This is a genomic window from Leuconostoc miyukkimchii (genome assembly GCF_019656055.1).
Classification (GTDB): Bacteria; Bacillota; Bacilli; order Lactobacillales; family Lactobacillaceae; genus Leuconostoc; species Leuconostoc miyukkimchii.
On sequence record NZ_BPKY01000001.1, the window covers coordinates 460,600 to 479,544 of the forward strand.

The 18,945-nt window shown below is 32.5% G+C and carries 23 protein-coding genes, 4 pseudogenes and 1 other annotated feature; of the genes and pseudogenes, 20 read left to right on the forward strand and 7 right to left on the reverse strand.

The genetic code is table 11. The annotated features are described in order from the left end of the window. Positions 1–65: 65 nt before the first annotated feature. Both K5Q13_RS02265 and K5Q13_RS02270 read left to right on the forward strand, forming a co-directional pair. Positions 66–794: an AzlC family ABC transporter permease gene (locus K5Q13_RS02265; protein WP_220739445.1), complete on the forward strand. Its 729-nt coding sequence runs from the start codon at positions 66–68 to the stop codon at positions 792–794. Position 795: 1 nt separating this feature from the next. After that, a complete protein-coding gene (locus K5Q13_RS02270; RefSeq protein WP_220739447.1) occupies positions 796–1,122 on the forward strand; it encodes an AzlD domain-containing protein in 327 nt (108 codons plus the stop codon). A 160-nt stretch (positions 1,123–1,282) separates the two neighbouring features. Here K5Q13_RS02270 and K5Q13_RS02275 read toward each other — a convergent pair whose 3' ends face one another. Continuing rightward, positions 1,283–2,413: an alpha/beta fold hydrolase gene (locus K5Q13_RS02275; RefSeq protein WP_220739449.1), complete on the reverse strand. Its 1,131-nt coding sequence runs from the start codon at positions 2,411–2,413 to the stop codon at positions 1,283–1,285. A 144-nt stretch (positions 2,414–2,557) separates the two neighbouring features. Here K5Q13_RS02275 and K5Q13_RS02280 point away from each other — a divergent pair, with 144 nt between their 5' ends. From K5Q13_RS02280 to K5Q13_RS02290, 3 genes are all read left to right on the forward strand, one after another. Then, the gene (locus K5Q13_RS02280) at positions 2,558–3,094 is read left to right on the forward strand and encodes a TetR/AcrR family transcriptional regulator (protein WP_220739451.1); all 537 of its coding nucleotides are present in this window, start codon (positions 2,558–2,560) and stop codon (positions 3,092–3,094) included. 99 nt (positions 3,095–3,193) lie between these two features. Further along, positions 3,194–3,437 (forward strand) — a binding site (T-box leader). A 136-nt stretch (positions 3,438–3,573) separates the two neighbouring features. Further along, positions 3,574–4,956 carry a branched-chain amino acid transport system II carrier protein gene (gene brnQ, locus K5Q13_RS02285; protein WP_220739453.1) on the forward strand — a complete coding sequence of 461 codons (1,383 nt, stop codon included), beginning with the start codon at positions 3,574–3,576 and terminating at the stop codon, positions 4,954–4,956. A gap of 66 nt (positions 4,957–5,022) precedes the next feature. Continuing rightward, positions 5,023–5,856: an aldo/keto reductase gene (locus K5Q13_RS02290; protein WP_220739455.1), complete on the forward strand. Its 834-nt coding sequence runs from the start codon at positions 5,023–5,025 to the stop codon at positions 5,854–5,856. An 81-nt stretch (positions 5,857–5,937) separates the two neighbouring features. On the opposite strand, the gene K5Q13_RS02295 is transcribed toward K5Q13_RS02290, so the two are convergent. After that, entirely contained in the window at positions 5,938–7,179 is a 1,242-nt protein-coding gene (locus K5Q13_RS02295) for a serine hydrolase (RefSeq protein WP_220739457.1), read from the reverse strand. Between the two features lie 335 nt (positions 7,180–7,514). Here K5Q13_RS02295 and K5Q13_RS02300 point away from each other — a divergent pair, with 335 nt between their 5' ends. From K5Q13_RS02300 to K5Q13_RS02310, 3 genes are all read left to right on the forward strand, one after another. Continuing rightward, positions 7,515–7,958 (forward strand): DUF3290 domain-containing protein, encoded by a 444-nt coding sequence (locus K5Q13_RS02300; protein WP_220739459.1) that lies wholly within the window; start codon positions 7,515–7,517, stop codon positions 7,956–7,958. Then, on the forward strand, positions 7,955–8,605 hold the full coding sequence (locus K5Q13_RS02305) for a DUF421 domain-containing protein (protein ID WP_220739461.1): 651 nt from the start codon (positions 7,955–7,957) through the stop codon (positions 8,603–8,605). Before K5Q13_RS02300 ends, K5Q13_RS02305 begins: the two co-directional genes overlap by 4 nt. A gap of 74 nt (positions 8,606–8,679) precedes the next feature. Continuing rightward, on the forward strand, positions 8,680–9,918 hold the full coding sequence (locus K5Q13_RS02310) for an LCP family protein (protein WP_220739463.1): 1,239 nt from the start codon (positions 8,680–8,682) through the stop codon (positions 9,916–9,918). Between the two features lie 117 nt (positions 9,919–10,035). On the opposite strand, the gene budA is transcribed toward K5Q13_RS02310, so the two are convergent. Then, the gene (gene budA, locus K5Q13_RS02315; protein ID WP_220739466.1) at positions 10,036–10,737 is read right to left on the reverse strand and encodes an acetolactate decarboxylase; all 702 of its coding nucleotides are present in this window, start codon (positions 10,735–10,737) and stop codon (positions 10,036–10,038) included. A gap of 274 nt (positions 10,738–11,011) precedes the next feature. On the opposite strand from budA, the gene K5Q13_RS02320 reads away from it, so the two are divergent. Next, positions 11,012–11,863 (forward strand): PhzF family phenazine biosynthesis protein, encoded by an 852-nt coding sequence (locus K5Q13_RS02320; protein WP_220739468.1) that lies wholly within the window; start codon positions 11,012–11,014, stop codon positions 11,861–11,863. A gap of 378 nt (positions 11,864–12,241) precedes the next feature. Here K5Q13_RS02320 and K5Q13_RS02325 read toward each other — a convergent pair whose 3' ends face one another. Then, positions 12,242–12,754: a GNAT family N-acetyltransferase gene (locus tag K5Q13_RS02325; RefSeq protein WP_220739470.1), complete on the reverse strand. Its 513-nt coding sequence runs from the start codon at positions 12,752–12,754 to the stop codon at positions 12,242–12,244. Positions 12,755–12,899: 145 nt separating this feature from the next. Between K5Q13_RS02325 and K5Q13_RS09705 the strand changes: the two are divergent. From K5Q13_RS09705 to K5Q13_RS09535, 4 genes and pseudogenes are all read left to right on the forward strand, one after another. Beyond that, positions 12,900–13,024: pseudogene (locus tag K5Q13_RS09705) on the forward strand (IS30 family transposase); the annotation flags it as partial. Positions 13,025–13,128: 104 nt separating this feature from the next. Then, the gene (locus tag K5Q13_RS02330; RefSeq protein ID WP_220739471.1) at positions 13,129–13,353 is read left to right on the forward strand and encodes a helix-turn-helix transcriptional regulator; all 225 of its coding nucleotides are present in this window, start codon (positions 13,129–13,131) and stop codon (positions 13,351–13,353) included. Then, entirely contained in the window at positions 13,337–13,744 is a 408-nt protein-coding gene (locus K5Q13_RS02335; RefSeq protein WP_220739473.1) for a hypothetical protein, read from the forward strand. Before K5Q13_RS02330 ends, K5Q13_RS02335 begins: the two co-directional genes overlap by 17 nt. 211 nt (positions 13,745–13,955) lie before the next feature. After that, positions 13,956–14,251: pseudogene (locus K5Q13_RS09535) on the forward strand (cell division protein FtsK); the annotation flags it as partial. 44 nt (positions 14,252–14,295) lie between these two features. Here the strand turns inward: K5Q13_RS09535 and K5Q13_RS02340 are convergent. After that, complete coding sequence (locus tag K5Q13_RS02340) at positions 14,296–14,748, reverse strand: ASCH domain-containing protein (protein WP_220739475.1); 453 nt, start codon at positions 14,746–14,748, stop codon at positions 14,296–14,298. Between the two features lie 368 nt (positions 14,749–15,116). On the opposite strand from K5Q13_RS02340, the gene K5Q13_RS02345 reads away from it, so the two are divergent. The 3 genes from K5Q13_RS02345 (at position 15,117) to K5Q13_RS02355 (ending at position 16,135) form a co-directional block, all read left to right on the forward strand. After that, positions 15,117–15,572: an HIT family protein gene (locus tag K5Q13_RS02345; RefSeq protein WP_220739477.1), complete on the forward strand. Its 456-nt coding sequence runs from the start codon at positions 15,117–15,119 to the stop codon at positions 15,570–15,572. Positions 15,573–15,650: 78 nt separating this feature from the next. Continuing rightward, positions 15,651–15,935 carry a hypothetical protein gene (locus K5Q13_RS09540; RefSeq protein WP_246574117.1) on the forward strand — a complete coding sequence of 95 codons (285 nt, stop codon included), beginning with the start codon at positions 15,651–15,653 and terminating at the stop codon, positions 15,933–15,935. Continuing rightward, on the forward strand, positions 15,932–16,135 hold the full coding sequence (locus K5Q13_RS02355; protein ID WP_220739479.1) for a hypothetical protein: 204 nt from the start codon (positions 15,932–15,934) through the stop codon (positions 16,133–16,135). The genes K5Q13_RS09540 and K5Q13_RS02355 overlap by 4 nt, the downstream gene beginning before the upstream one ends. Here K5Q13_RS02355 and K5Q13_RS02360 read toward each other — a convergent pair. Together K5Q13_RS02360 and K5Q13_RS02365 are read right to left on the reverse strand one after the other, a co-directional pair. Continuing rightward, a complete protein-coding gene (locus K5Q13_RS02360; RefSeq protein ID WP_220739481.1) occupies positions 16,118–16,504 on the reverse strand; it encodes a MerR family transcriptional regulator in 387 nt (128 codons plus the stop codon). The genes K5Q13_RS02355 and K5Q13_RS02360 overlap by 18 nt on opposite strands. 14 nt (positions 16,505–16,518) lie before the next feature. Beyond that, positions 16,519–17,397 carry an aldo/keto reductase gene (locus K5Q13_RS02365; RefSeq protein ID WP_220739483.1) on the reverse strand — a complete coding sequence of 293 codons (879 nt, stop codon included), beginning with the start codon at positions 17,395–17,397 and terminating at the stop codon, positions 16,519–16,521. 219 nt (positions 17,398–17,616) lie between these two features. On the opposite strand from K5Q13_RS02365, the pseudogene K5Q13_RS02370 reads away from it, so the two are divergent. The 4 genes and pseudogenes from K5Q13_RS02370 to K5Q13_RS09710 form a co-directional block, all read left to right on the forward strand. Next, positions 17,617–17,972, forward strand: a pseudogene (locus K5Q13_RS02370) (hypothetical protein). Positions 17,973–18,070: 98 nt separating this feature from the next. Beyond that, the gene (locus K5Q13_RS02375; protein WP_220739485.1) at positions 18,071–18,286 is read left to right on the forward strand and encodes a helix-turn-helix transcriptional regulator; all 216 of its coding nucleotides are present in this window, start codon (positions 18,071–18,073) and stop codon (positions 18,284–18,286) included. After that, positions 18,273–18,653 carry a hypothetical protein gene (locus tag K5Q13_RS02380; protein WP_246574119.1) on the forward strand — a complete coding sequence of 127 codons (381 nt, stop codon included), beginning with the start codon at positions 18,273–18,275 and terminating at the stop codon, positions 18,651–18,653. Before K5Q13_RS02375 ends, K5Q13_RS02380 begins: the two co-directional genes overlap by 14 nt. 100 nt (positions 18,654–18,753) lie before the next feature. Beyond that, a pseudogene (locus K5Q13_RS09710) lies at positions 18,754–18,876 on the forward strand (IS30 family transposase); the annotation flags it as partial. Positions 18,877–18,945: the final 69 nt, after the last annotated feature.

Consider the following 18,945-nt stretch of genomic DNA (forward strand, 5'->3'; position numbering starts at 1 on the left):
CAATAATCGTATTGTATGCTGATCATAAAATATTTAACTGTGTTTCAATAATATGGATGGTAAACATGACGATATCAAAAATACAATTACAGGAATTCATGAGTGGGGTAAAGGCATCATTGCCAACAATGCTCGGGTATATTAGTATTGGTGCAGCATTTGGAACGATTGCTGGATCAGCAGGTTTTTCAGTGTGGTATGTTTTTTTGTTATCGTCAGTATTTTATGCCGGATCAGCGCAATTTATTGTTGTTAACATGTTGGCAGCAAACGCCTCTATTAGTAGTATTGTGCTTATGGTATTATTGGTTAATTTTCGTATGTTTTTACAATCATTGACTGTCACACAAGTGTTTCCAAATCAATCCAGATTTTCAAGTCTATTAATGGGTGGTCTAGTAACGGACGAATCATTTGGTATATTGTCAATAAGCAAAATGGCAGATAAAAAGACTTCAGTACCTTGGATGCATGGTCTTAATATTGCTTCTTGGTTCATTTGGTGGCTATCATGTACTAGCTTTGCAATTATTGGAAAGCAAATTACTAATCCTGCAGATTATGGCCTCGATTTTGCGTTAACAGGTATGTTCGCTGGCCTTTGGCTATTGACTAGCGTATCAATGTTAGAACATCCAAACGAAAAAAAGACAGAGATTGTAGGCATTGTTATTGTGACAACCGTGTTATTATATCTATTTATGTATTTTTTTAGCTCAGTTGTTGCTGTATTGTTGGCGTCAGTATTAGGAAGCCTAATTAGTATTTACATTGTGGAAAGGCGGAAAAAATAATATGAGTGATTCTAAGTTTTATACTGTACTCTTTTTTTCTGTTATGGTGACATTTATTCCTCGCGTCATTCCTTTTTTTCTGGCTAAATATATTAAATTTCCATCGTGGCTAACTATCTTTTTGAGATATTTACCATTAACAATGATGACAGCCTTATTTTTTCAAAATATTTTTGAAGTCAATACACAAAACCATTTACTTGGTATCAATATGAAGGCAGTCATTGCAATTTTACCCGGATTATTAATAGGATATTTTAAACGATCATTAATGCTAGTGGTAATATTAAGCGTACTATCGATGGCTATTATTCGCTATTTTACCTAATCAGTCCTATCATTAAATAAAATTAGACGTTAACTTCTATAAAGGAGTTAACGTCTAATTTTTATGCTATACTCACTTCGTCGAATATGTAATATTTAAACTAAGAATTACGCCATTATTGTACTTCATTTTGATCAATAGAAAAACGATTGTTTACTAGTTAGTAGGTGTGCTTTGCTAAAAAGTTTTGAATAGTTGAAAGAGCTAATTCGTAATGTCCCGCCTGACAGTGTTGTTCGCCGCCAGTTTCTTTTGTGAATACTTTTGTTTCTAAACTAGTAGCATTTGACAGTTCTTGTTGTTCCAATTTGAGATCGCTAAAGGGAACGTATTGGTCTTCCTCTCCTGCCAGTAATAATACATTTTGGGTAACTAGCTGACCAATCCCCTTAATGGTGTGCTCTGAAATATTTTTTAACAGGGTAAAGGGATTATTTGTGTTAGTATTTTCATAACCTTTGTTAAAAATAAATTCAGAATTTGAATTAGCCTTAATGAGTGGGTTGATCATAGTATTTAGTTCTAGAGCCTTATTTTGATTTAGTAAGTTACGAATTTGTATTTTGTTTTTTTCCGTAAAATCCTTAAGAAAAACATTTAAGCCATCATAAAAGAAGTCAAAACAGATGACATTTTTAATTCGTTTATCAAATGCTGCAGCTCTTATTACAAAATAGCCACCCCATGATACACCCATAGCATCTACTTCAGTTAACCCAAAATAATCAATTACAGCGTGGACTGGTTTTTCAAATTTTGAAGTGAATCTAATGTGATTATCAATAAGTGCTCTTCCTTGTCCTGGACCATCGAATAGAATGACATTATAATTTGTTCCTTTAAAGAAAGTTATAGCAGATAATATCTCTTCCATAAAACTGTCAAATCCATTGATAATAATTAGGGTTTTTGTGGCACTAGGATTGATATTAACTTTAATAGCAGGTAAATAACTATCTTGATAAGGAACTTCATAGTATTTATAGTCGATTTCTGGATGGGATAGATAGAAATTTTCGATATAATGATGAACGATAGGTTGTTTGTCATCTTCAGACGTGAGATAAAATTGTGCTAAACCAAAGTAAGCACAAGCAATGGCATAATCATGAGTATCTTCTCTTTTATTAGCCAGATCTAACCAAACATTATACCAGGAATTTAAATCGTTGATTTTTGGAATTGCATGAACTAAGTCATTTTTTACGGTTTGAGATTCCTTAATATTTTCCAGTTGTCGATTAATTTGCAAATTCATTTGTGGATTATTATCGATGTAATTATAAAACATATTTGAACCTTCTTTCTTTACATGATAATGTTAGTATAATAATTATCAAAAAGATTAACAATTTATAAAGTAATGGTATATTGTCCAAAAATGGACAAAAATGATGAATAATGTCCATTTTTGGACAGCAGAGGAAGTAATTATATGGCAGATATCAGACAATTTAAAACGAATCAAAACATTCAGGAGGCTTTAATAAAACTAATGGATACAATTGATTTTGATCAAATAACTGTTGATAATATTTGCAAAAGTGCGCTGACTAGCCGTTCAACTTTTTATTTACATTACCAAGATAAATATGATTTAATCAATCAAATTATTGATAAAGAGGTAGAACATTTTGAAAGTGTTATCAAATTAAGGATTAATGGTCTCATTTCAAGGGAAACTGAAGAGACAATAACTGATTTTTATAATGACATGCAAGACAGGCGATTAACAATTCAAGTACTTTTTAAAACGCACAATCAACAGTTTCATCTTAAAGAGATATTTAAAAATACACTATACAATTATTGGTTAAATTATTTGGGGCAACAAACTCATGTGGTTCCTAATCAGTTATTAGCATCATTTAGCACAAGTATCGTTTTTGATACATTAATATGGACGTTTGAGCATGGAAAAGATAATGACGTTTTTAACTTTGTAGAGAATATAAGAAAAAATCTAATATAAAGCTTGTACTAATTATTATCTAACATGATCACGATATAAGTTCTAGTTAAAATAAACGTGTTTGATAAAGTTAATGTTTTAGTCTATAATAAGATAAGTTATTTTTCGATGAAGGAAAGAGTATATTTTATGTTTTGCCACAGAAAGCGTCTGCTGATGAAAGGACGTCAAACATAAAATTGAAAGTAGTTCTGGAGAAAGTTAGTACGATTCATTTTTGAGTATTAACCGGTTACGACCGTTATATCGTATGGTTATCGGATTTTTCCTGCAACCAAGAGAAAACCAACATTGTATTTGTTGTTGGTTAATAAACGGTGGTACCGCGAAATTCGCCCGTTAATTGTCAGTTGACAATTAACGGGCTTTTTAATTCTTAAAAAAGGGGCAAAAGTATGACTTATTCAGTAGGTGGCTTGTATCGAGTCAATCAACATTTTAAAACAACATGTTTCTTAATAGACTCCTAAGGATAGATTATGACAAAAAAACTAAATATTAAACAAACGCTACTACTTTCCTCATTAATTTTCGGTATGTTTTTCGGTGCTGGTAATTTAATTTTTCCTATTCATTTAGGACAACTTGCTGGAGAAAATTGGGGTCCTGCAACCATTGCTTTCTTATTAAGTGCAACAATTCTCCCACTAATGGCGCTCATTTCATTATCCCAGACGCGTTCTTCTGGGATTTATGACTTGGCAAAACCATTGGGTAGAGGTTTTGCAATCTTTTTTTTAATTTCAGTTCATGTATCACTTGGTCCTATGATTGCTACACCTCGTACTGCAACTGTTGCGTATTCATTGAGTTTTTCTAATTGGTTACCCAGCAACTTGCAAACAGTTGGACAATTTATTTTTTCTGCAATATTTTTTGCTATTGTGTACTTTTTAGGTTCTAGTGATAAGCATTTAACAAAATATATTGGTAAGTATCTTAATCCGATATTTATTATCTTACTCATCATTATTTTCTTGTTGGCAATTTTTAATCCATTGGGCGATTTACATGGTACAGCCCAAGTTGCTTATCAAACAGATGCTTTTTCTGCCGCATTTCTTGAAGGGTATAATACCCTTGATGCGATTGCTGCCTTGGCATTTGGAATTACTATTGTTCGAGCAATTGAAGCAATGGGTTTCACAGAAAGCACTGACGTGGCAAAAATTACCGCTAAGACAGGTATTTTTGCTATCATTGGTATTGCCATTGTTTATATTGGTTTGATATTACTTGGCGCTAGCTCGTTATCACATTTTAACTTGTCAGATAATGGTACAACGGCACTCATGCAAATTACCAATCATTATCTTGGCTCATTAGGTGGCGCATTTTTGGCTGTAATGGGTATTTTGGCCGTTTTAACTACTGCTATGGGATTAACAGCGAGTTTCGCTCAAGATTTTAATCGTATTTTTCCAAAGATAAGTTACAAAAAATGGTTGTTATTAACCATAGTTCTTTCATTTATTTCAGCAAACTTTGGTTTAGACAATATTATTTCTTGGGGATTACCTGTGCTACTATTTTTGTACCCAATCTCGATTACATTGGTTTTGTTAGGATTATTATCACCACTGTTTAATAACTCAAAAATAGTATATTTTCCCACTATGATATTAGTATTTATACCAGCTGTTCTTGACGGCATTGCTAATGCACCTTTTGCAAATACGTTTAAGTATTTAATTGGATATCATGATGTCAAAGGCATACTTCATAACGGTATTTATCAAAACTTGCTGCCATTTGCTGATCATGGTTTTGGTTGGATAATTCCAGGTATTGTCGGATTTATAGTTGGTATATTTTTATATAAAATAAGGCGAAAAGTCAATGTGTTTGAGTTTGTAAAATAATCAGCGTTATAATATAAATAAGCTTATTTTACTAGCAAATTTTAAAAGTTATTGGAGGTAACTCAAATGGCAGTTAAAATATTAGATAGTGGTATTCAAATACCAAATATTGGTTTTGGAACTTATCAGTTAAACGGTTTTTCTGGTGCGCAAACGATAACATCAGCAATAAACACTGGTTATCGTTTGTTAGATACCGCATATAATTATCAAAATGAAGGTACTGTTGGAAAGGGCATTCAAGATTCTAATGTTAATCGCAATGAACTTTTTGTCCAATCTAAGCTTCCGGGAAAATATTATCATGATCAAAAAGCCGCGATTGCAATTGTTCAAGAATCTCTGTATCGGTCAAGGCTAGAATTTTTTGACTTATATTTACTGCATTGGCCAAATCCGATTGATAATCATTACGTTGAAGCATGGGAAACACTCATTCAACTTCAAAATTACGGATTAGTTAAATCTATTGGTGTATGTAATTTTTTGCCTGAACATATTGATCGACTAGAAGAAGAAACAGGTGTTTTGCCCGTTGTGAATCAAATAGAGTTACATCCATATTTCAATCAAAGAAAGATGAGACAGTATGATGCTGAAAAGCACATTGTTACACAAGCATGGAGTCCTTTGGGACGAGCCAGTGACTTATTGTCTGATGAGCTTTTAGTTGATTTGGCTGACAAATATAATAAAAATGTTGGACAATTAATTTTACGGTGGGAGACGCAATTGGGTGTTATTCCGCTTCCAAAAGCAAGTAGCTATACACGTCAAAAGGGCAACTTGAGCATTTTTGACTTTGAAATTGATGATGGTGATATGGTTGCAATCAATAACTTAACTCGAGTGGATGGTAGATCTAATAATCAAAATCCAGCTGAATATCAAGAATTTTAGGTTTAAACATATTAAAATTTATAAATGGGCGTCATGAGATTGCTAAACAAAGCATTGTCGTGATTGTCCATTTTTTAGTAGTTATTTATTTAGTACATTGTAAACGGTTTGTCCAACACGATTCAACATGTTAAAACCATCATTTTGGGTTCTGTCTTCATTAGATATTTGTACAACTAAATAATCAGATTTAAAATTTTTAACACGACTAGCAGAATTAATTACAGCGTTTGTATTGTTTTTACCCAAAGGTAACCAGCCATCTTTTACATATAGTGCTGTATTACTTGAGACATTTTTAGGTAATCCCCATCGTTGATTTTTATCAACAGAATTCATTAAATACTGAATATACTGTCGATTGTTAGTTGAAATGTAGGAGCTATTTCCAAAAATAACTTTCATCAATTTCATGTAATCTGATGAATTTGTACTTGTTAAACCCCAACGATTGACTCCTGAAGCAAATGATTGTGACATCCCCAATCCATTGAACAAGCTTCGCATACCAGCATCTCTGCCAATTTGGCCCGATAGTGCAGTTGCTGCATCATTATTAGACTGAGTAATCATTTTAACTGCCAATTTCTTTTGAGACACTGTTAAATTTGGATGCTCATGCATCAATTGTGTTAAAATTGCTATTTTAATCATGCTGGCGGTGTAATTTAAATCTAAATTGCCTTTAGTATAACGTGTCGTCGTATTTGTTTTGAAATTATAAACTGAGATATCCACATTTGGAGTTGTCCAATTAATTTGCCTGCCAATATCACTTGCCGAAACTGTGGCTTGGACTAGTGCACCAACGTTTAGGTCTTGTTCCAAAACATGGTCATTATGTTGTCCATTTGAATAGCGTATATAGTATTCATAGTTTGAATATGATTTACGGATAATTGAACGCCTCGAAACAACTGTGCCGACCCAATTACGATGATTCGTCATACGATAGCCATTAGACTCAGCCCAGGCATTATTATTAATACGAACAGATTGTCCAATTTGGTACTTAGCTTGATTAATGTTAATTAAGCTAACATCCTGATCTAAAACATGATCATTATGTTGTCCATTAGCATATTGAACGCGATACTCATATGTTGAGGATGAGGTCTTATTAATTTTAGTAGATTTTGTAATAATACCATACCAGTTACGATGTGGCACTAAATAATAACCATTTCGCTCTTTCCATGCATTGGCTTTAATACGAACCACATCACCATTATTCACAACATCAGCATAGGCATTTTGAGTCAGAAACGCAAAGATAGATAAAATCAGAACACTTAATGATATAACTTTTAATTTTATAGTCATTTCTATTCACTCTCACATTATTATATTAATTTAGTATATCATAACCCAAATGTGGTAGGTTACTTTAATTAAATTCATAATATGGGCTGAACATCATACTTTATCGCTGCCAATTCATTATGATAAGATTAAAAATTTATAATAGTTACAATATTTTTTTGATTTTAACTTGTTTTGAAAAAATGCGTATGCTACGATACTAGTGTTTCCTTTTGGCACGTCAACACATCTATAGTTTTTATTGCGTATGTTTGGTGCTAAATTTAAGATAACATGTTCACATTTGAACTATACAGAATCAGATGATATAACGACATTTTAAGGGGGATTTTATATTGACGTTTTATTCAGAAAGATATTTAATCAATAATTCTAACAGTCACGATACTGTTAACTTAATTTTGATTTTTATTGCCTTTATCGTTTTTGCAGCCGGGTTAATTTTATACTTAAGAAACAGACTTGATACACGATATAGGGAACTTGCTATTATTGGTTCTCTTTTCCTGCTATTTTTTGTGGGTGCACGTTATACAGATTATGAACAAATTAGAAGTATCAATAATCAGCAAACACAAATGACGGCTTTTGTCAAAAATTTTTCTAAAAGCCATCCTGATGAAAAAAATGTATATTTTAATTCGACAACAATATCTAATGGCATGATTGTTAGGCTGGGTCAAAAGTATTATACAGTGCTACTAAGCAATGATCAGAAATCATATCAAATTAACCGAACTTATTTAATTAACAGTGATGATGTGAGGACAATAAAATGAATATCTATATGCCAATATTAGTTAAACTCGCTATCGGCCTACTTGGATTAATTATTCAAATTAATCTTATGGGGAAAGGCAACTTAGCACCCACGAGTGCTTTGGATCAAGTACAAAACTATGTTTTAGGTGGCATCATTGGTGGTGTTATCTACTCAGAAACAATCACAGTATTTCAATTTATCATTGTATTGATAATTTGGACAATGCTTGTTATGACCCTGAAATTTCTCAAGGAACATAATAGATATATCAAGTTGTTAATAGATGGACGCCCAAGATTAGTCATTGAAAATGGCGTTATATACACAGAAAATGTTATACAGGCAGGTTTATCTGCTAACCAATTAATGTTTAAATTACGCGAACAAGGTGTGTACAGTGTATCTACAATTAAACGCGCAATTTTAGAACAAAACGGTCAACTAACTATTTTTAATGTTGGCGAAGAAACGATGAATTATCCAATCATATCAGATGGCCAAATTAATTATGATGCATTAAAAACGATTAACCGCGATGAAGAATGGTTAACTACGGAAGTTGAAAAGCAGAATTTTGAAAGTATAAAAGATATATTTGTTGGTGAATATGTATCTGGTAAGTTATATTTTACGAGTTATTATAATGATCACAAAAAGAAATAGATAATCTTTATGTTTAATAATAATAAAGATTACAATCGCGCGACATACTCACTTGATTTTTGGGGGAACATTGAATGAATGATTTTAAGCAAGGTGATTTGCCAGACGGAAACCGTAAATCTTATTTGTTAAAAAAGCGAAAAAAACGGAAGCTAACGTATAGTGCTTTGTTAGTCTTTTTACTAGTTTCGATATTACTGATTATTGGTGGGCTGCATTATTATAATAGTGTAAAAAGCTCTCTTAACCAATCTTATTCAACAACAGGTTTAAAATCAGAAAAAACAGCGAAACAATTGATAACAAATCAAAAACCAATTTCATTCCTCATTTTAGGCACAGATGTGGGAACTGATGGTGGGTTTGGTTCTGACCGAAATCGTGCTGATTTAACGGATTCAATGATGGTTGTTACAATAAACCCTAAAAAAAATACGACGACACTCATATCAATTCCAAGAGATATTATGACTTCGATATCTGGATTTGAAGGTAGTTTTCCTCAAAAGCTTAATGCAGCATATGCATTTAAAGAAACCTCGGACAAAAGTGCAACGTTGGGCGATGGCGTAGCGACAACCATGTCGACAATCGAAAAAATGTTTAATATTCCAATTAATTATTTCGCTATGGTTAATATGAGTGGTCTTGGTGATATTGTGGATCAAATCGGAGGTGTTTCAGTACAATCACCATTAACTTTTGCCTTTAGCCAAGAAACAGCACACGCAACTGGCAATGAGTTATATCAATTTACAGAGAACTCAACATCGTTTGAATATGCTAAAAATGGTGAAGACTTTACTAAATTTAAAAAAATGAATGGCGATGCAGCACTTGCCTTTGCAAGAATGCGCTATCAAGATCCCCAGGGTGATTATGGTCGAACACAAAGACAACGACTATTATTACAAGGTATTGTGACCAAAATGAAACAAAAGCCCAGTCAAGTGGTTAATCTTAAATTTATACAATCTGTGACCAAAAATATTGCATCAAATTTGAGAGCTGATGATATGATGGATTTAGGAACCCATTACTTATCAGCAACGAAAAATGTTAAATCATATTCTGTTCAAGGCGAGGGTCAATCATATAATGAGGTATCATATCAACGAGTAACAACAATGCAACGACAGGCGATTACTGATATGATCAGAAAAAGTTTGGACTTGAAGGCTTCTGAAACTGGGTCAGAATTTGGAAGTGATACAACAGAAAATGCTATTGCTCAGGTTGGGCTTGCCGATAATATGTATCCTGAGTTCAATACAGAGAAAGACTTGAATTTACAAAAATCCGGAGGATATTAGCAAATAGCTCATTCTTCTCAGATTCATAAAAATTGAATACAACAAATATTATGAAATAAACCAAAAAAAGATAATCAAACGGAAAATTTGATTATCTTTTTTTGGTTTATAAGCTGATTATCGCTCGGCTTGTTCAATGGCGGACCGAATATCACCACTATCAGGTTTGTGATCTAAGAAGTCCGAATTATTTACGGGTAAACCAATAATCAGTTGATCAAAAAGCGCAATTGAACCACCCACGTTGATAGTCTCAAAATCAAGAACGTGCCCTCCAACATTAAAGTCGTCACTGAGAAAGTGTAAATGCCAGCCGTTAGCCATAATGCCAGTATACAAGTCGGGAGCGAAATCACCAATTAAAGTTCCTACAATATTCTTATATTCGAAAGTGGGTTGTGTCGCACTAACTGAAACAAAGTTTGGGTAAGGTTTAGTCTGTTTTGGTGCTACTCTTACTTTTAGATTATTAAATGTACCGTGTAGTTTAATACTTGCTGGTAGGTTTTTAAATTTGTCTGTTTCTGAACTAATTTGATTAAAATTTAAAGTGTCATAATTTACATTTATTTGATCTTTGGATTCCAAGTGAATAGATATAAATGGTGTTTCTAAATTCAAATTGTCAACCTTTTTAGTTCGCCCATCAGATGTAGTTTGATAAATATCACCATTCAATACGGTTACTTCACCGTCTAATTGATCCATAGTGCCAATACCAGTGTTACCATGTGCCAATATAGATTGAAAAGTAGTCGTACCGTCATAAAGGCCTGCCATAATGAGCTCAAGTGTGCCATGTTGGTATAGTACAGTCATAAAAATACACTCCTTACGTGTGAAAGAAATAAACGCACAAAATACTTACTTTAAGTAAACACTATTTAAATTAAAAATATATTAAATAGTTGCGGTGTATGCCTTAATTGATGCGTGCTTTTTCAAAAGTATAAAGTGAATCTGGAAATAATCAATTGTGCTGAGTAATATTCATAATAGATCTAGCAATCATAACGCAATTTATTGTAAATATTAATAATTACCGGTATAATCACTGAAGCAGATAATTCTATGATTAAAGAGGAAAACTGAAATGGTTGAAGTATATGTTGCAAGTGCGTTTAGTAAAGATAATGCAGGTGGAAATAAAGCAGGAATAGTTTTTGATAGGCCTGATTTGAGTGCAATCCAAAAAATGGCAATTGCTAAAGAATTGGGATATGCCGAAACAGCTTTTGTGACAGAATCAAGTATAGCTGACTTTCGTATCGAATATTTTACGCCTGCCGAAGAGGTTCCTCTTTGTGGACACGCTACAATAGGCACATTTGCAGTTTTAAATTTATTGCAAAAGTTATCTAAAAGTAAGTATACGATAGAGACGAAATCAGGTGTGTTGGCTATAACTGTTGATGCAGATGGTATGGTGTTCATGGAACAAAAAATACCAACTTTTTTCAATCGACTATCAACAAATGTATTTGATGACTGCCTAGACAGTAGTGCGATTGATGATAAATTACCAATACAAATTGTTTCTACAGGTCTAAGAGATATTATGTTACCAATCAAATCTACTGATAAATTGCAACAATTAAATCCGGATTTTGATGTCATGACAAAATTGAGTAAAGAACAAAATGTTATTGGTGTTCATGCTTTTACCCTAGAAAAGAATGAGGAACACGTCACTGCAATTTGTAGAAACTTTGCACCACTTTATGACATTGATGAAGAGTCAGCAACTGGAACTTCTAACTGTGCATTAGCTTGCTATCTATTTAAGTATGTTGAAAGGAAATCACAATATATTTTTGAGCAAGGATATAATTTGAATAATCCGTCACGGATAGTAGTTAATTTAAAAACACACGATGATATCATTGATGCAACTTTTGTGGGCGGTTATGGTTATTTAGCTGAAAAAAGGTCTTTATCAATTTGATATCACACACATCACCATAAGAACGATGTCGTAATGAGATATAGCGCTACATCTGGTGTTTTATACTAAAAAAAGCAACATTGCAACAAGTCAGTGTTAATCAATTGGATCCATTCATAACCAATAAAAACACTCAACTGGTAATCACCACGATAGGCTTTTCATCAATTTTTTCGTGTTCGTTTGATTTTATTATAAATTTGAAAGAACGATACAACCAATACGTTGTATCGTTCTTTTTTAGAAAATTAATATTGTTAAGTGTAAAAAATAGTGAGAAGAATTTTAATTACCTAATACCACGCAAGAAGGCATTTCTCATTTATAGTGATAGAGCGTCTCTGCATTAACTTGGATAGCAATAATAAGGGTGTCAGATCAGATTTTTCTGGACATCAACAAATCTGTTTGAGCATCAGAACCTAAATTAAAGGTATGCTCACCAGCAACTTCGAAACCTAGATGCGTATAAAATAATTTAGCATTTTCATTAAATTCCCAGACTCCTAGCCATATTTGTCTTTTATTTAGTTCCGAAGCCTTCTTGAGAGCCAAGTTAAACATTTGGCGGCCTAATCCTTTTTTCTGATGGTGTTTCTGAATATATATGCGCTCAATTTCTAGAGCATTATCAAAATCATCCTCAGACTGTGCACTATCAATATTTAACTTTAAATAAGACATTTTTTCATTATCATCATCATAAAAAATGTAAAAAGTAGAATCGGTGTTTTCAATTTCTTTTGTCAACTTATCAATTGAATAACTTTCTTCTAGATATTGATTTAAGTCATTTATATCACTTTGACTACTATATGTGGCTGTAAATGTTTCAATACTGATTTCTTGTAACTCTTTTGCGTCGGATGTTGTTAATTGTTTGATTTTCATAAGTCTATTTCCTTCAATTTTAATTAGTTTTTTTAAATAATGTCTGAAGTGCATCGTAAATATTTATGTATAAAAATACATTTTATCACAAGAAATATATGCATTCAATCCTTTTAAGAAAGGAAACTCGATATGATAACGATTAATCATCAATAAGATGAACGCCATGCCTACGTGTATAGCCTTACAAGATAAGAGTCTAGTAAGAAATATAAAACGATGCAAAGGTATCGTCGTGCGTATGAAAAACAGAAATTAAAACAAAACTAATCTTCATCAGTATTCAATGAATTAATTCTTTAAGCTTGACTTTTTCATCATGTAATATATACATTACTTAAGTAATGTATATATTACTTAAAAGGATATTTGTGATGCCTACGAATAATGTCAAAAAATTTAGAGTTGAAGCTGGAATATCTCAAAGAGATCTATCGTATATTGCTGGTGTTACTCGTCAAACAATGAGTCTAATTGAGAAAAGTGAGTATAACCCAACAATAAGTCTTTGTTTGAGAATTTGTTATGGACTGAATAAGACGCTTGATGAAGTTTTTTGGTTAAAACAGGGGGATTTTGAAAATGAAAAAAGTCGTTGATGAACGTTTAAAGTTACAATTAATAAAAAATTTTAAAATAGCCTTTCTCGTTGAGAATGCCGTTATTATATTAATGTTAATTTATCAAAGCTTTACAAATATTGATAAAGCAATTAGTAGCAGTAATCCTATTTGGACTGCGTTCATCGTTGCTACAATGACACTATCACTTCTATCAGTCAATGTCACTGCAAGCATTGAAGATAAGCCCAAAAGGTCAAACTTAAAACTATTGTCTTATTTCGTGCTTATATTTTTTATCGGCAGTTTATTCTTTATGGTTTCAATGCCAAAAAATATTTTACTGGCTTTGCTTTGTGGGACAGTAATTGCGGTAATTGTATCTGGTCTTTTAATTTATGAAAACCATTACCGATACCGAGATAATTAAATATTACCAATCGCTTTGCTTTTCAAATCTATACACCATAAAACAGCGCATACGTAAAAATGGCGTTGTTGTTTCAACTAAATCATCAAAAGAATTACATAACTTGTTCATCAAGCAGTTGTTAATTACCAATCTAATCATTTAATCAAAACATTTTAAAAATACCTTTGAATAGCTATTGTTTAAGGTTTTTTTATTTGCGCTCAATCGAGAAATTAATGACCGACTAACGTTTAGTGATCCCGCCTATCAAGCGGCCATGTCTAATCTAAATGACTCGGACGTGAATGGGGATTCTATCTTATTATTGGTATACAATGACCTAGTGCAGATAGTTTACCAATGGCAATACGTAACCAGCTGAACATGCGTATTAACATGGGTTTACCGACACAAAAATTGAAAAAATGATGTTCCCTGATAATGAAAAAACAGTTACGCCCTTTGTCCTCTAGTTTGAAAGGATGGGGCTTTATTAAGATTGGGGATAGTCAAGTAAGGGATTTTTGACAATCAAGTTATATATATTAGTTTATTTATTCAAAAACTAATTATTTTTTTACAGGGTACACAACGTGAAAATTTTCAAGAACCATTTTAGCATTTTGCTCTTTAAACACAAGTCCTTCTAATTGGTATTCGTTGACAAAAAAATCATTATGAACATTACGCCAGTATTCTAAGCTTCGATCGCCTTCGCCTTCAAGATAAGCATGCTTGTCGCTAATGTCTAGGTAGTTTTTAATCTCAACGTTATCATTTTGTATGATACAAATGGCTTGATTTTTACTATCTAATACCACATCATATGCACCAAGCTGTGGTAAAGGTTCATTTTTTTCGTATAAGTCTAGTGAACTTGTGGTTGCTGTTTTTTTACCGCTTATAACTAAATCTGCCAATTCATCGGCAAATACACCAAATTGAAAAGCTGATTGCATTTTTGCATCGTAGGGCACAATATTAGTTTCTTTTGCTTTATTAAAAAGCGCATCTGGTGTCATTTTTGATTCCTCGTTCTTTAGAAATTATCTAATACCTAATTGTATCATTATAAAATTTTTGTTTAGGAAAAAATTTTAAATATTGTGTAAGTAGCAAATTGGCCTAAAATTAGTTGACTTGTGAAATTTAAAAAGTGATGTCATGAAATAGTCGTTTTAAGGACTTTGTGAAAGGTTTTGAAAATGACCTGTTTTTTTGTACCTGTAAATGTTGATATAGTATTACTTCGTATATCAACATTTAGGTTAACTTGGATTGGTATGGTCGAAATCTGTATCAAATTAATTGTTAAAACAATATTTGTAATTCTTATAAATCTTTATTATGCTGTTTATAATATGTTTTTACTTCAAAAAGGGGTTAACTAATGGAAAAATGGTATGACAATAGAATAAAATCTGCACTCAATGGAACAAATCCGATGGTTATGAAAGAAATGTCGGGAGGGTTTGCTGTATTTGGTGATGTTCAATTTTTGCCGGGTTACTCAATTCTTCTGCCTAAGAAAGATGTTTCATCTTTGAACGATTTAAATATTGATGAAAGAACTTTGTTTTTAAGAGACATGAGCATCTTAGGCGATGCTATTTCTTTGGCTTGCCAGCCAACTAGAATTAATTACGATATATTAGGAAATACGGACAATTTTTTACATGCGCATGTTTTTCCAAGATATTTAACAGAATCATCTGACAGACTAAAAATGCCAGTTTGGTTGTATGATTCAGGGTATTGGTCAGATCCAAAATATCAATATAGCCCTGAACAACATGATATTTTAAGAAATAAAATTACAAATTATCTTAATAAAATAAATTTCTAAAGGACGACACAATTTAAATTTTGTGTCGTTTTTACATCGACATACCTAAATGTAACATTTTGAGAAAGGAAAGCCGACATGATGAAGATTAACAATGAGCCAACAACTTATACACCTATATTTCTAGGGACAACACAACATAGTTTACGGTTATTGTTGCAAATACTTATCATGGTTGGTATGAAATTGAATGATGAAATTATTGAAGCAATCAATACAGTGGAGTTATCGGCTGAACACGAAAAACTGGTTATGGCAACTACTAAGAATGCGATTACACAGGCAAGTAAGCAGTTAAATATCAACTTTGAAAAGCCGATTAAAAAATACAACGAAGATGATGAACAAGGAAAGGGGGCATGACAAAGTATAAAGCAGTTGGTTGGCATTCACAAAATGAGTATATGACGGGTAATACCCTGGCAGATGTGATGCGTAAATTACAAAAAGAGTACCCAGCACCTAGACGTACTTCTAGGGGTTTGAGTACCCAAAAAATCTATAGTAAGCCATTACGAATTATTGATGTAAGTGGTAAAGTTATGCTATTTATCATCAACTAATTTTTTTTCTGTATCTCTCATGTGTCCATAGTAATTTTTGACCTTATCTCGTAAATAATCACGAGCAGTTACAAGGCTGTTTATTTTTTCGTCCATTTCATCTGCTGCATCAATTAACATAGCTTTTCGTGCTGGTATTGTTGCATCATCATCTTCATAGATGAAATCAATATACTGTTTTAATGCTTCAATACTCATACCAGCAGTACGCATTACTTTTGCAAAATGTAACTGATTGATGCTTCTATCATCGAAGTCTCGAATACCATTTTCTAGTCTTGGGACTGACCCAATAATACCAATGCGTTCGTAATATCTTATGGTATCAGCAGTTAATCCTGTTATTTGAACAGCTTTTTTAATATGCATATAGTAAAACCTCACTATTCTGCGGTAACATCATAACTAATCTCACGATTTGCCATCCATTTAATCATGTCAGGGTCGGCATGGTCGAAAAATTGACTAATATTAGTGTCCAATGAAGCGATCTTTTCCATTTCCTTATCGGTTAACTCAAAATCGAACACATTTAGATTTTGAGCCATACGTTCTGGCTTAACTGACTTAGCTACAACAACAATATTCCTTTGTGTCAACCAACGTAATACAACTTGAGCAATTGATTTGTTGTATTTGTCACCAATTTCTTTCAATATTTCATTTGAAAACAAGCCATTTTTTCCTTCTGCAAATGGTGCCCAAGCTTCAGTTTGGACACCATAATCTGAGAAGTAAGCAACATCTTTTTTATTCTGTTGGAATGGATTAACTTCAATCTGATTTAGCATTGGTTTAATTTCAGAGAATTCTGCTAAATTTGTTAATTGCCCAATATCAAAGTTAGAAACTCCGATGGCTTTTAATTGTCCTGTTCTGTATGCTTCTTCCATTGCACGCCATGCAGCAAAAACATCGTTATAGGGCTGGTGAATTAAGTAGAGATCCAAATATTCCAAGTTCAAGCGTTCTAGTGATGCTAAAATTGCCGATGCAGCTTTATCAGCTGAAACATCTTGAACCCACATCTTTGAAGTAACGAATAGTTCCTCACGTGTCACTAAACCTTCTTCAATAGCTGTAGAAATCCCTTCACCAACTTCACGTTCGTTGCCATAACTTGCTGCAGTATCAATCAAACGATAGCCAGTTTTGATAGCATCAATCACAGCTTGTTTGGCTGCACCTTTTTCTTGTACTTGAAAAACACCAAATCCTAGTACAGGCATTTTAGTATTGTTTGTTAATTTTGTATATTCCATAGTTAGTTACTCTATATTGGATTGTATGCATAATGATTTAATGCAAACAATCTAACATTGTTTCCTTTCTTTATTAATAAATATAGCATAAACCTTTGAGTGTACTCCAAGTCAATACTAATTAAACTGTTTTTGAGATTTTTATTTTTAACAAAAAATTTGTCTTCTTTATTGTTACTTTTTATATTTTGATTCTATTACGAAAGAGAGAAATGAATTATGCGAACAAAAATATGGTTAAAACCAGAACAATTAGAACTGTATATCAAGCAGTTAGAACGATTTAGAGACTTATATAGTCAACTAGACCAAATGTTAGAAGAAGGCTTTCAATTCAAAGCAGGTGCGCCCAACTTTCAAACAATGTTGAGTGTATCAATGCAATTACAAGCTAAAATCAGATAAGCACAATCTCAAACATATGGAAATGTGCTTTTTTTAACAAAGAATTAGCCTCTAAGGTGCAAGACTTGGTCTCAAAATCAATTGAGCTAACCTTTGCGTATCGTGATTTAGACTTGCTGATTAAGGGAAGTGATCGCAACCGCGAAAGTGGGTTAAATAAGATTGAGTAACAGTTGTATCAATCTATCGGAAAGTTAACTTTACATTTAAAAACTAATGTATTATACTTATTGGAAAGGAAACTTTACATTAAGAAAGGTGATTTATCTTGTTAAATAATTTAGAAAAATTGCGTAAAGAACAGAAAGTCAGCCAGCAAGCTTTTGCTCAGTATCTAGGTGTCACTAGACAAACCATTAGTTCGCTAGAAAATGGTCGTTACAATCCTTCTATTTTATTAGCAATGAAGATTGCCAGATATTTTGGAAAAAGCGTTGAGGATATTTTTATTTATACGGAGGAAGATGATAATGATGAAAGATAAAGAAAATACAATTAATTATAAGGAAATTGGTATTTTTATATTGGTATTACTAGCTATTATATTCATATTGCTAAAAGTAGTCCCAGTTAATTTTAGGTATGGCATTTTGATAGCAGTTGGTATTTCTATGATTGTTATGCCTATGACAAAGAAAAAAATTACTGATCACGATGAAAGAAATTATCAGATTGATCTTCAAACTAAAGCATTTGCATTTAATATGCTTGAGATAGTGTTTGGTTTACTGTTACTCAGTTTTACTATCATGCACATCACATACATGGCTTTAGTTTTAACTCTGACTGCTTACTTAATTCTAAAAATGGTTAATCTGATGGCTTTCTCTTATTACCATAAAAATAATTAACCAGAAAATACATGAGAATTTTTAACGATAAACACTATGACAAACCTGTTGCTAAAACGATAGGTTTTTTATTTATAATCGATGTCTCCTGAAAGGATAAAAGATGAATGCCATGCCGATGAGAATAGCATTACAAGGTAAGAGTCCAGTTGAGCTATTTGATAAAGAATATAAAACAATGCAAAGGTATCGCCGTGCTTATGCAAAAAGGAAATTGAACTGACCCCCGTAAGTTGGAGTAAATCCAAACTTACGGGGGTTTGTTATGTTCTCAAAAGAAGTACAAATTGAA

Bases quoted from the DNA above. Each gene is read 5' to 3' on its own strand.
- K5Q13_RS02280 (WP_220739451.1), top strand. From the start codon at position 2,558: ATGGCAGATATCAGACAATTTAAAACGAATCAAAACATTCAGGAGGCT.
- K5Q13_RS02355 (WP_220739479.1), top strand. From the start codon at position 15,932: ATGACAAAGTATAAAGCAGTTGGTTGGCATTCACAAAATGAGTATATG.
- K5Q13_RS02380 (WP_246574119.1), top strand. From the start codon at position 18,273: ATGATGAAAGATAAAGAAAATACAATTAATTATAAGGAAATTGGTATT.
- K5Q13_RS02290 (WP_220739455.1), top strand. From the start codon at position 5,023: ATGGCAGTTAAAATATTAGATAGTGGTATTCAAATACCAAATATTGGT.
- K5Q13_RS02360 (WP_220739481.1), bottom strand. From the start codon at position 16,504: ATGCATATTAAAAAAGCTGTTCAAATAACAGGATTAACTGCTGATACC.
- K5Q13_RS02345 (WP_220739477.1), top strand. From the start codon at position 15,117: ATGGAAAAATGGTATGACAATAGAATAAAATCTGCACTCAATGGAACA.
- K5Q13_RS02365 (WP_220739483.1), bottom strand. From the start codon at position 17,397: ATGGAATATACAAAATTAACAAACAATACTAAAATGCCTGTACTAGGA.
- K5Q13_RS02265 (WP_220739445.1), top strand. From the start codon at position 66: ATGACGATATCAAAAATACAATTACAGGAATTCATGAGTGGGGTAAAG.
- K5Q13_RS02275 (WP_220739449.1), bottom strand. From the start codon at position 2,413: ATGTTTTATAATTACATCGATAATAATCCACAAATGAATTTGCAAATT.
- K5Q13_RS02330 (WP_220739471.1), top strand. From the start codon at position 13,129: ATGCCTACGAATAATGTCAAAAAATTTAGAGTTGAAGCTGGAATATCT.
- K5Q13_RS02270 (WP_220739447.1), top strand. From the start codon at position 796: ATGAGTGATTCTAAGTTTTATACTGTACTCTTTTTTTCTGTTATGGTG.
- brnQ (WP_220739453.1), top strand. From the start codon at position 3,574: ATGACAAAAAAACTAAATATTAAACAAACGCTACTACTTTCCTCATTA.
- K5Q13_RS02335 (WP_220739473.1), top strand. From the start codon at position 13,337: ATGAAAAAAGTCGTTGATGAACGTTTAAAGTTACAATTAATAAAAAAT.
- K5Q13_RS02325 (WP_220739470.1), bottom strand. From the start codon at position 12,754: ATGAAAATCAAACAATTAACAACATCCGACGCAAAAGAGTTACAAGAA.
- K5Q13_RS02310 (WP_220739463.1), top strand. From the start codon at position 8,680: ATGAATGATTTTAAGCAAGGTGATTTGCCAGACGGAAACCGTAAATCT.
- K5Q13_RS02320 (WP_220739468.1), top strand. From the start codon at position 11,012: ATGGTTGAAGTATATGTTGCAAGTGCGTTTAGTAAAGATAATGCAGGT.
- budA (WP_220739466.1), bottom strand. From the start codon at position 10,737: ATGACTGTACTATACCAACATGGCACACTTGAGCTCATTATGGCAGGC.
- K5Q13_RS02340 (WP_220739475.1), bottom strand. From the start codon at position 14,748: ATGACACCAGATGCGCTTTTTAATAAAGCAAAAGAAACTAATATTGTG.
- K5Q13_RS02295 (WP_220739457.1), bottom strand. From the start codon at position 7,179: ATGACTATAAAATTAAAAGTTATATCATTAAGTGTTCTGATTTTATCT.
- K5Q13_RS09540 (WP_246574117.1), top strand. From the start codon at position 15,651: ATGATGAAGATTAACAATGAGCCAACAACTTATACACCTATATTTCTA.
- K5Q13_RS02305 (WP_220739461.1), top strand. From the start codon at position 7,955: ATGAATATCTATATGCCAATATTAGTTAAACTCGCTATCGGCCTACTT.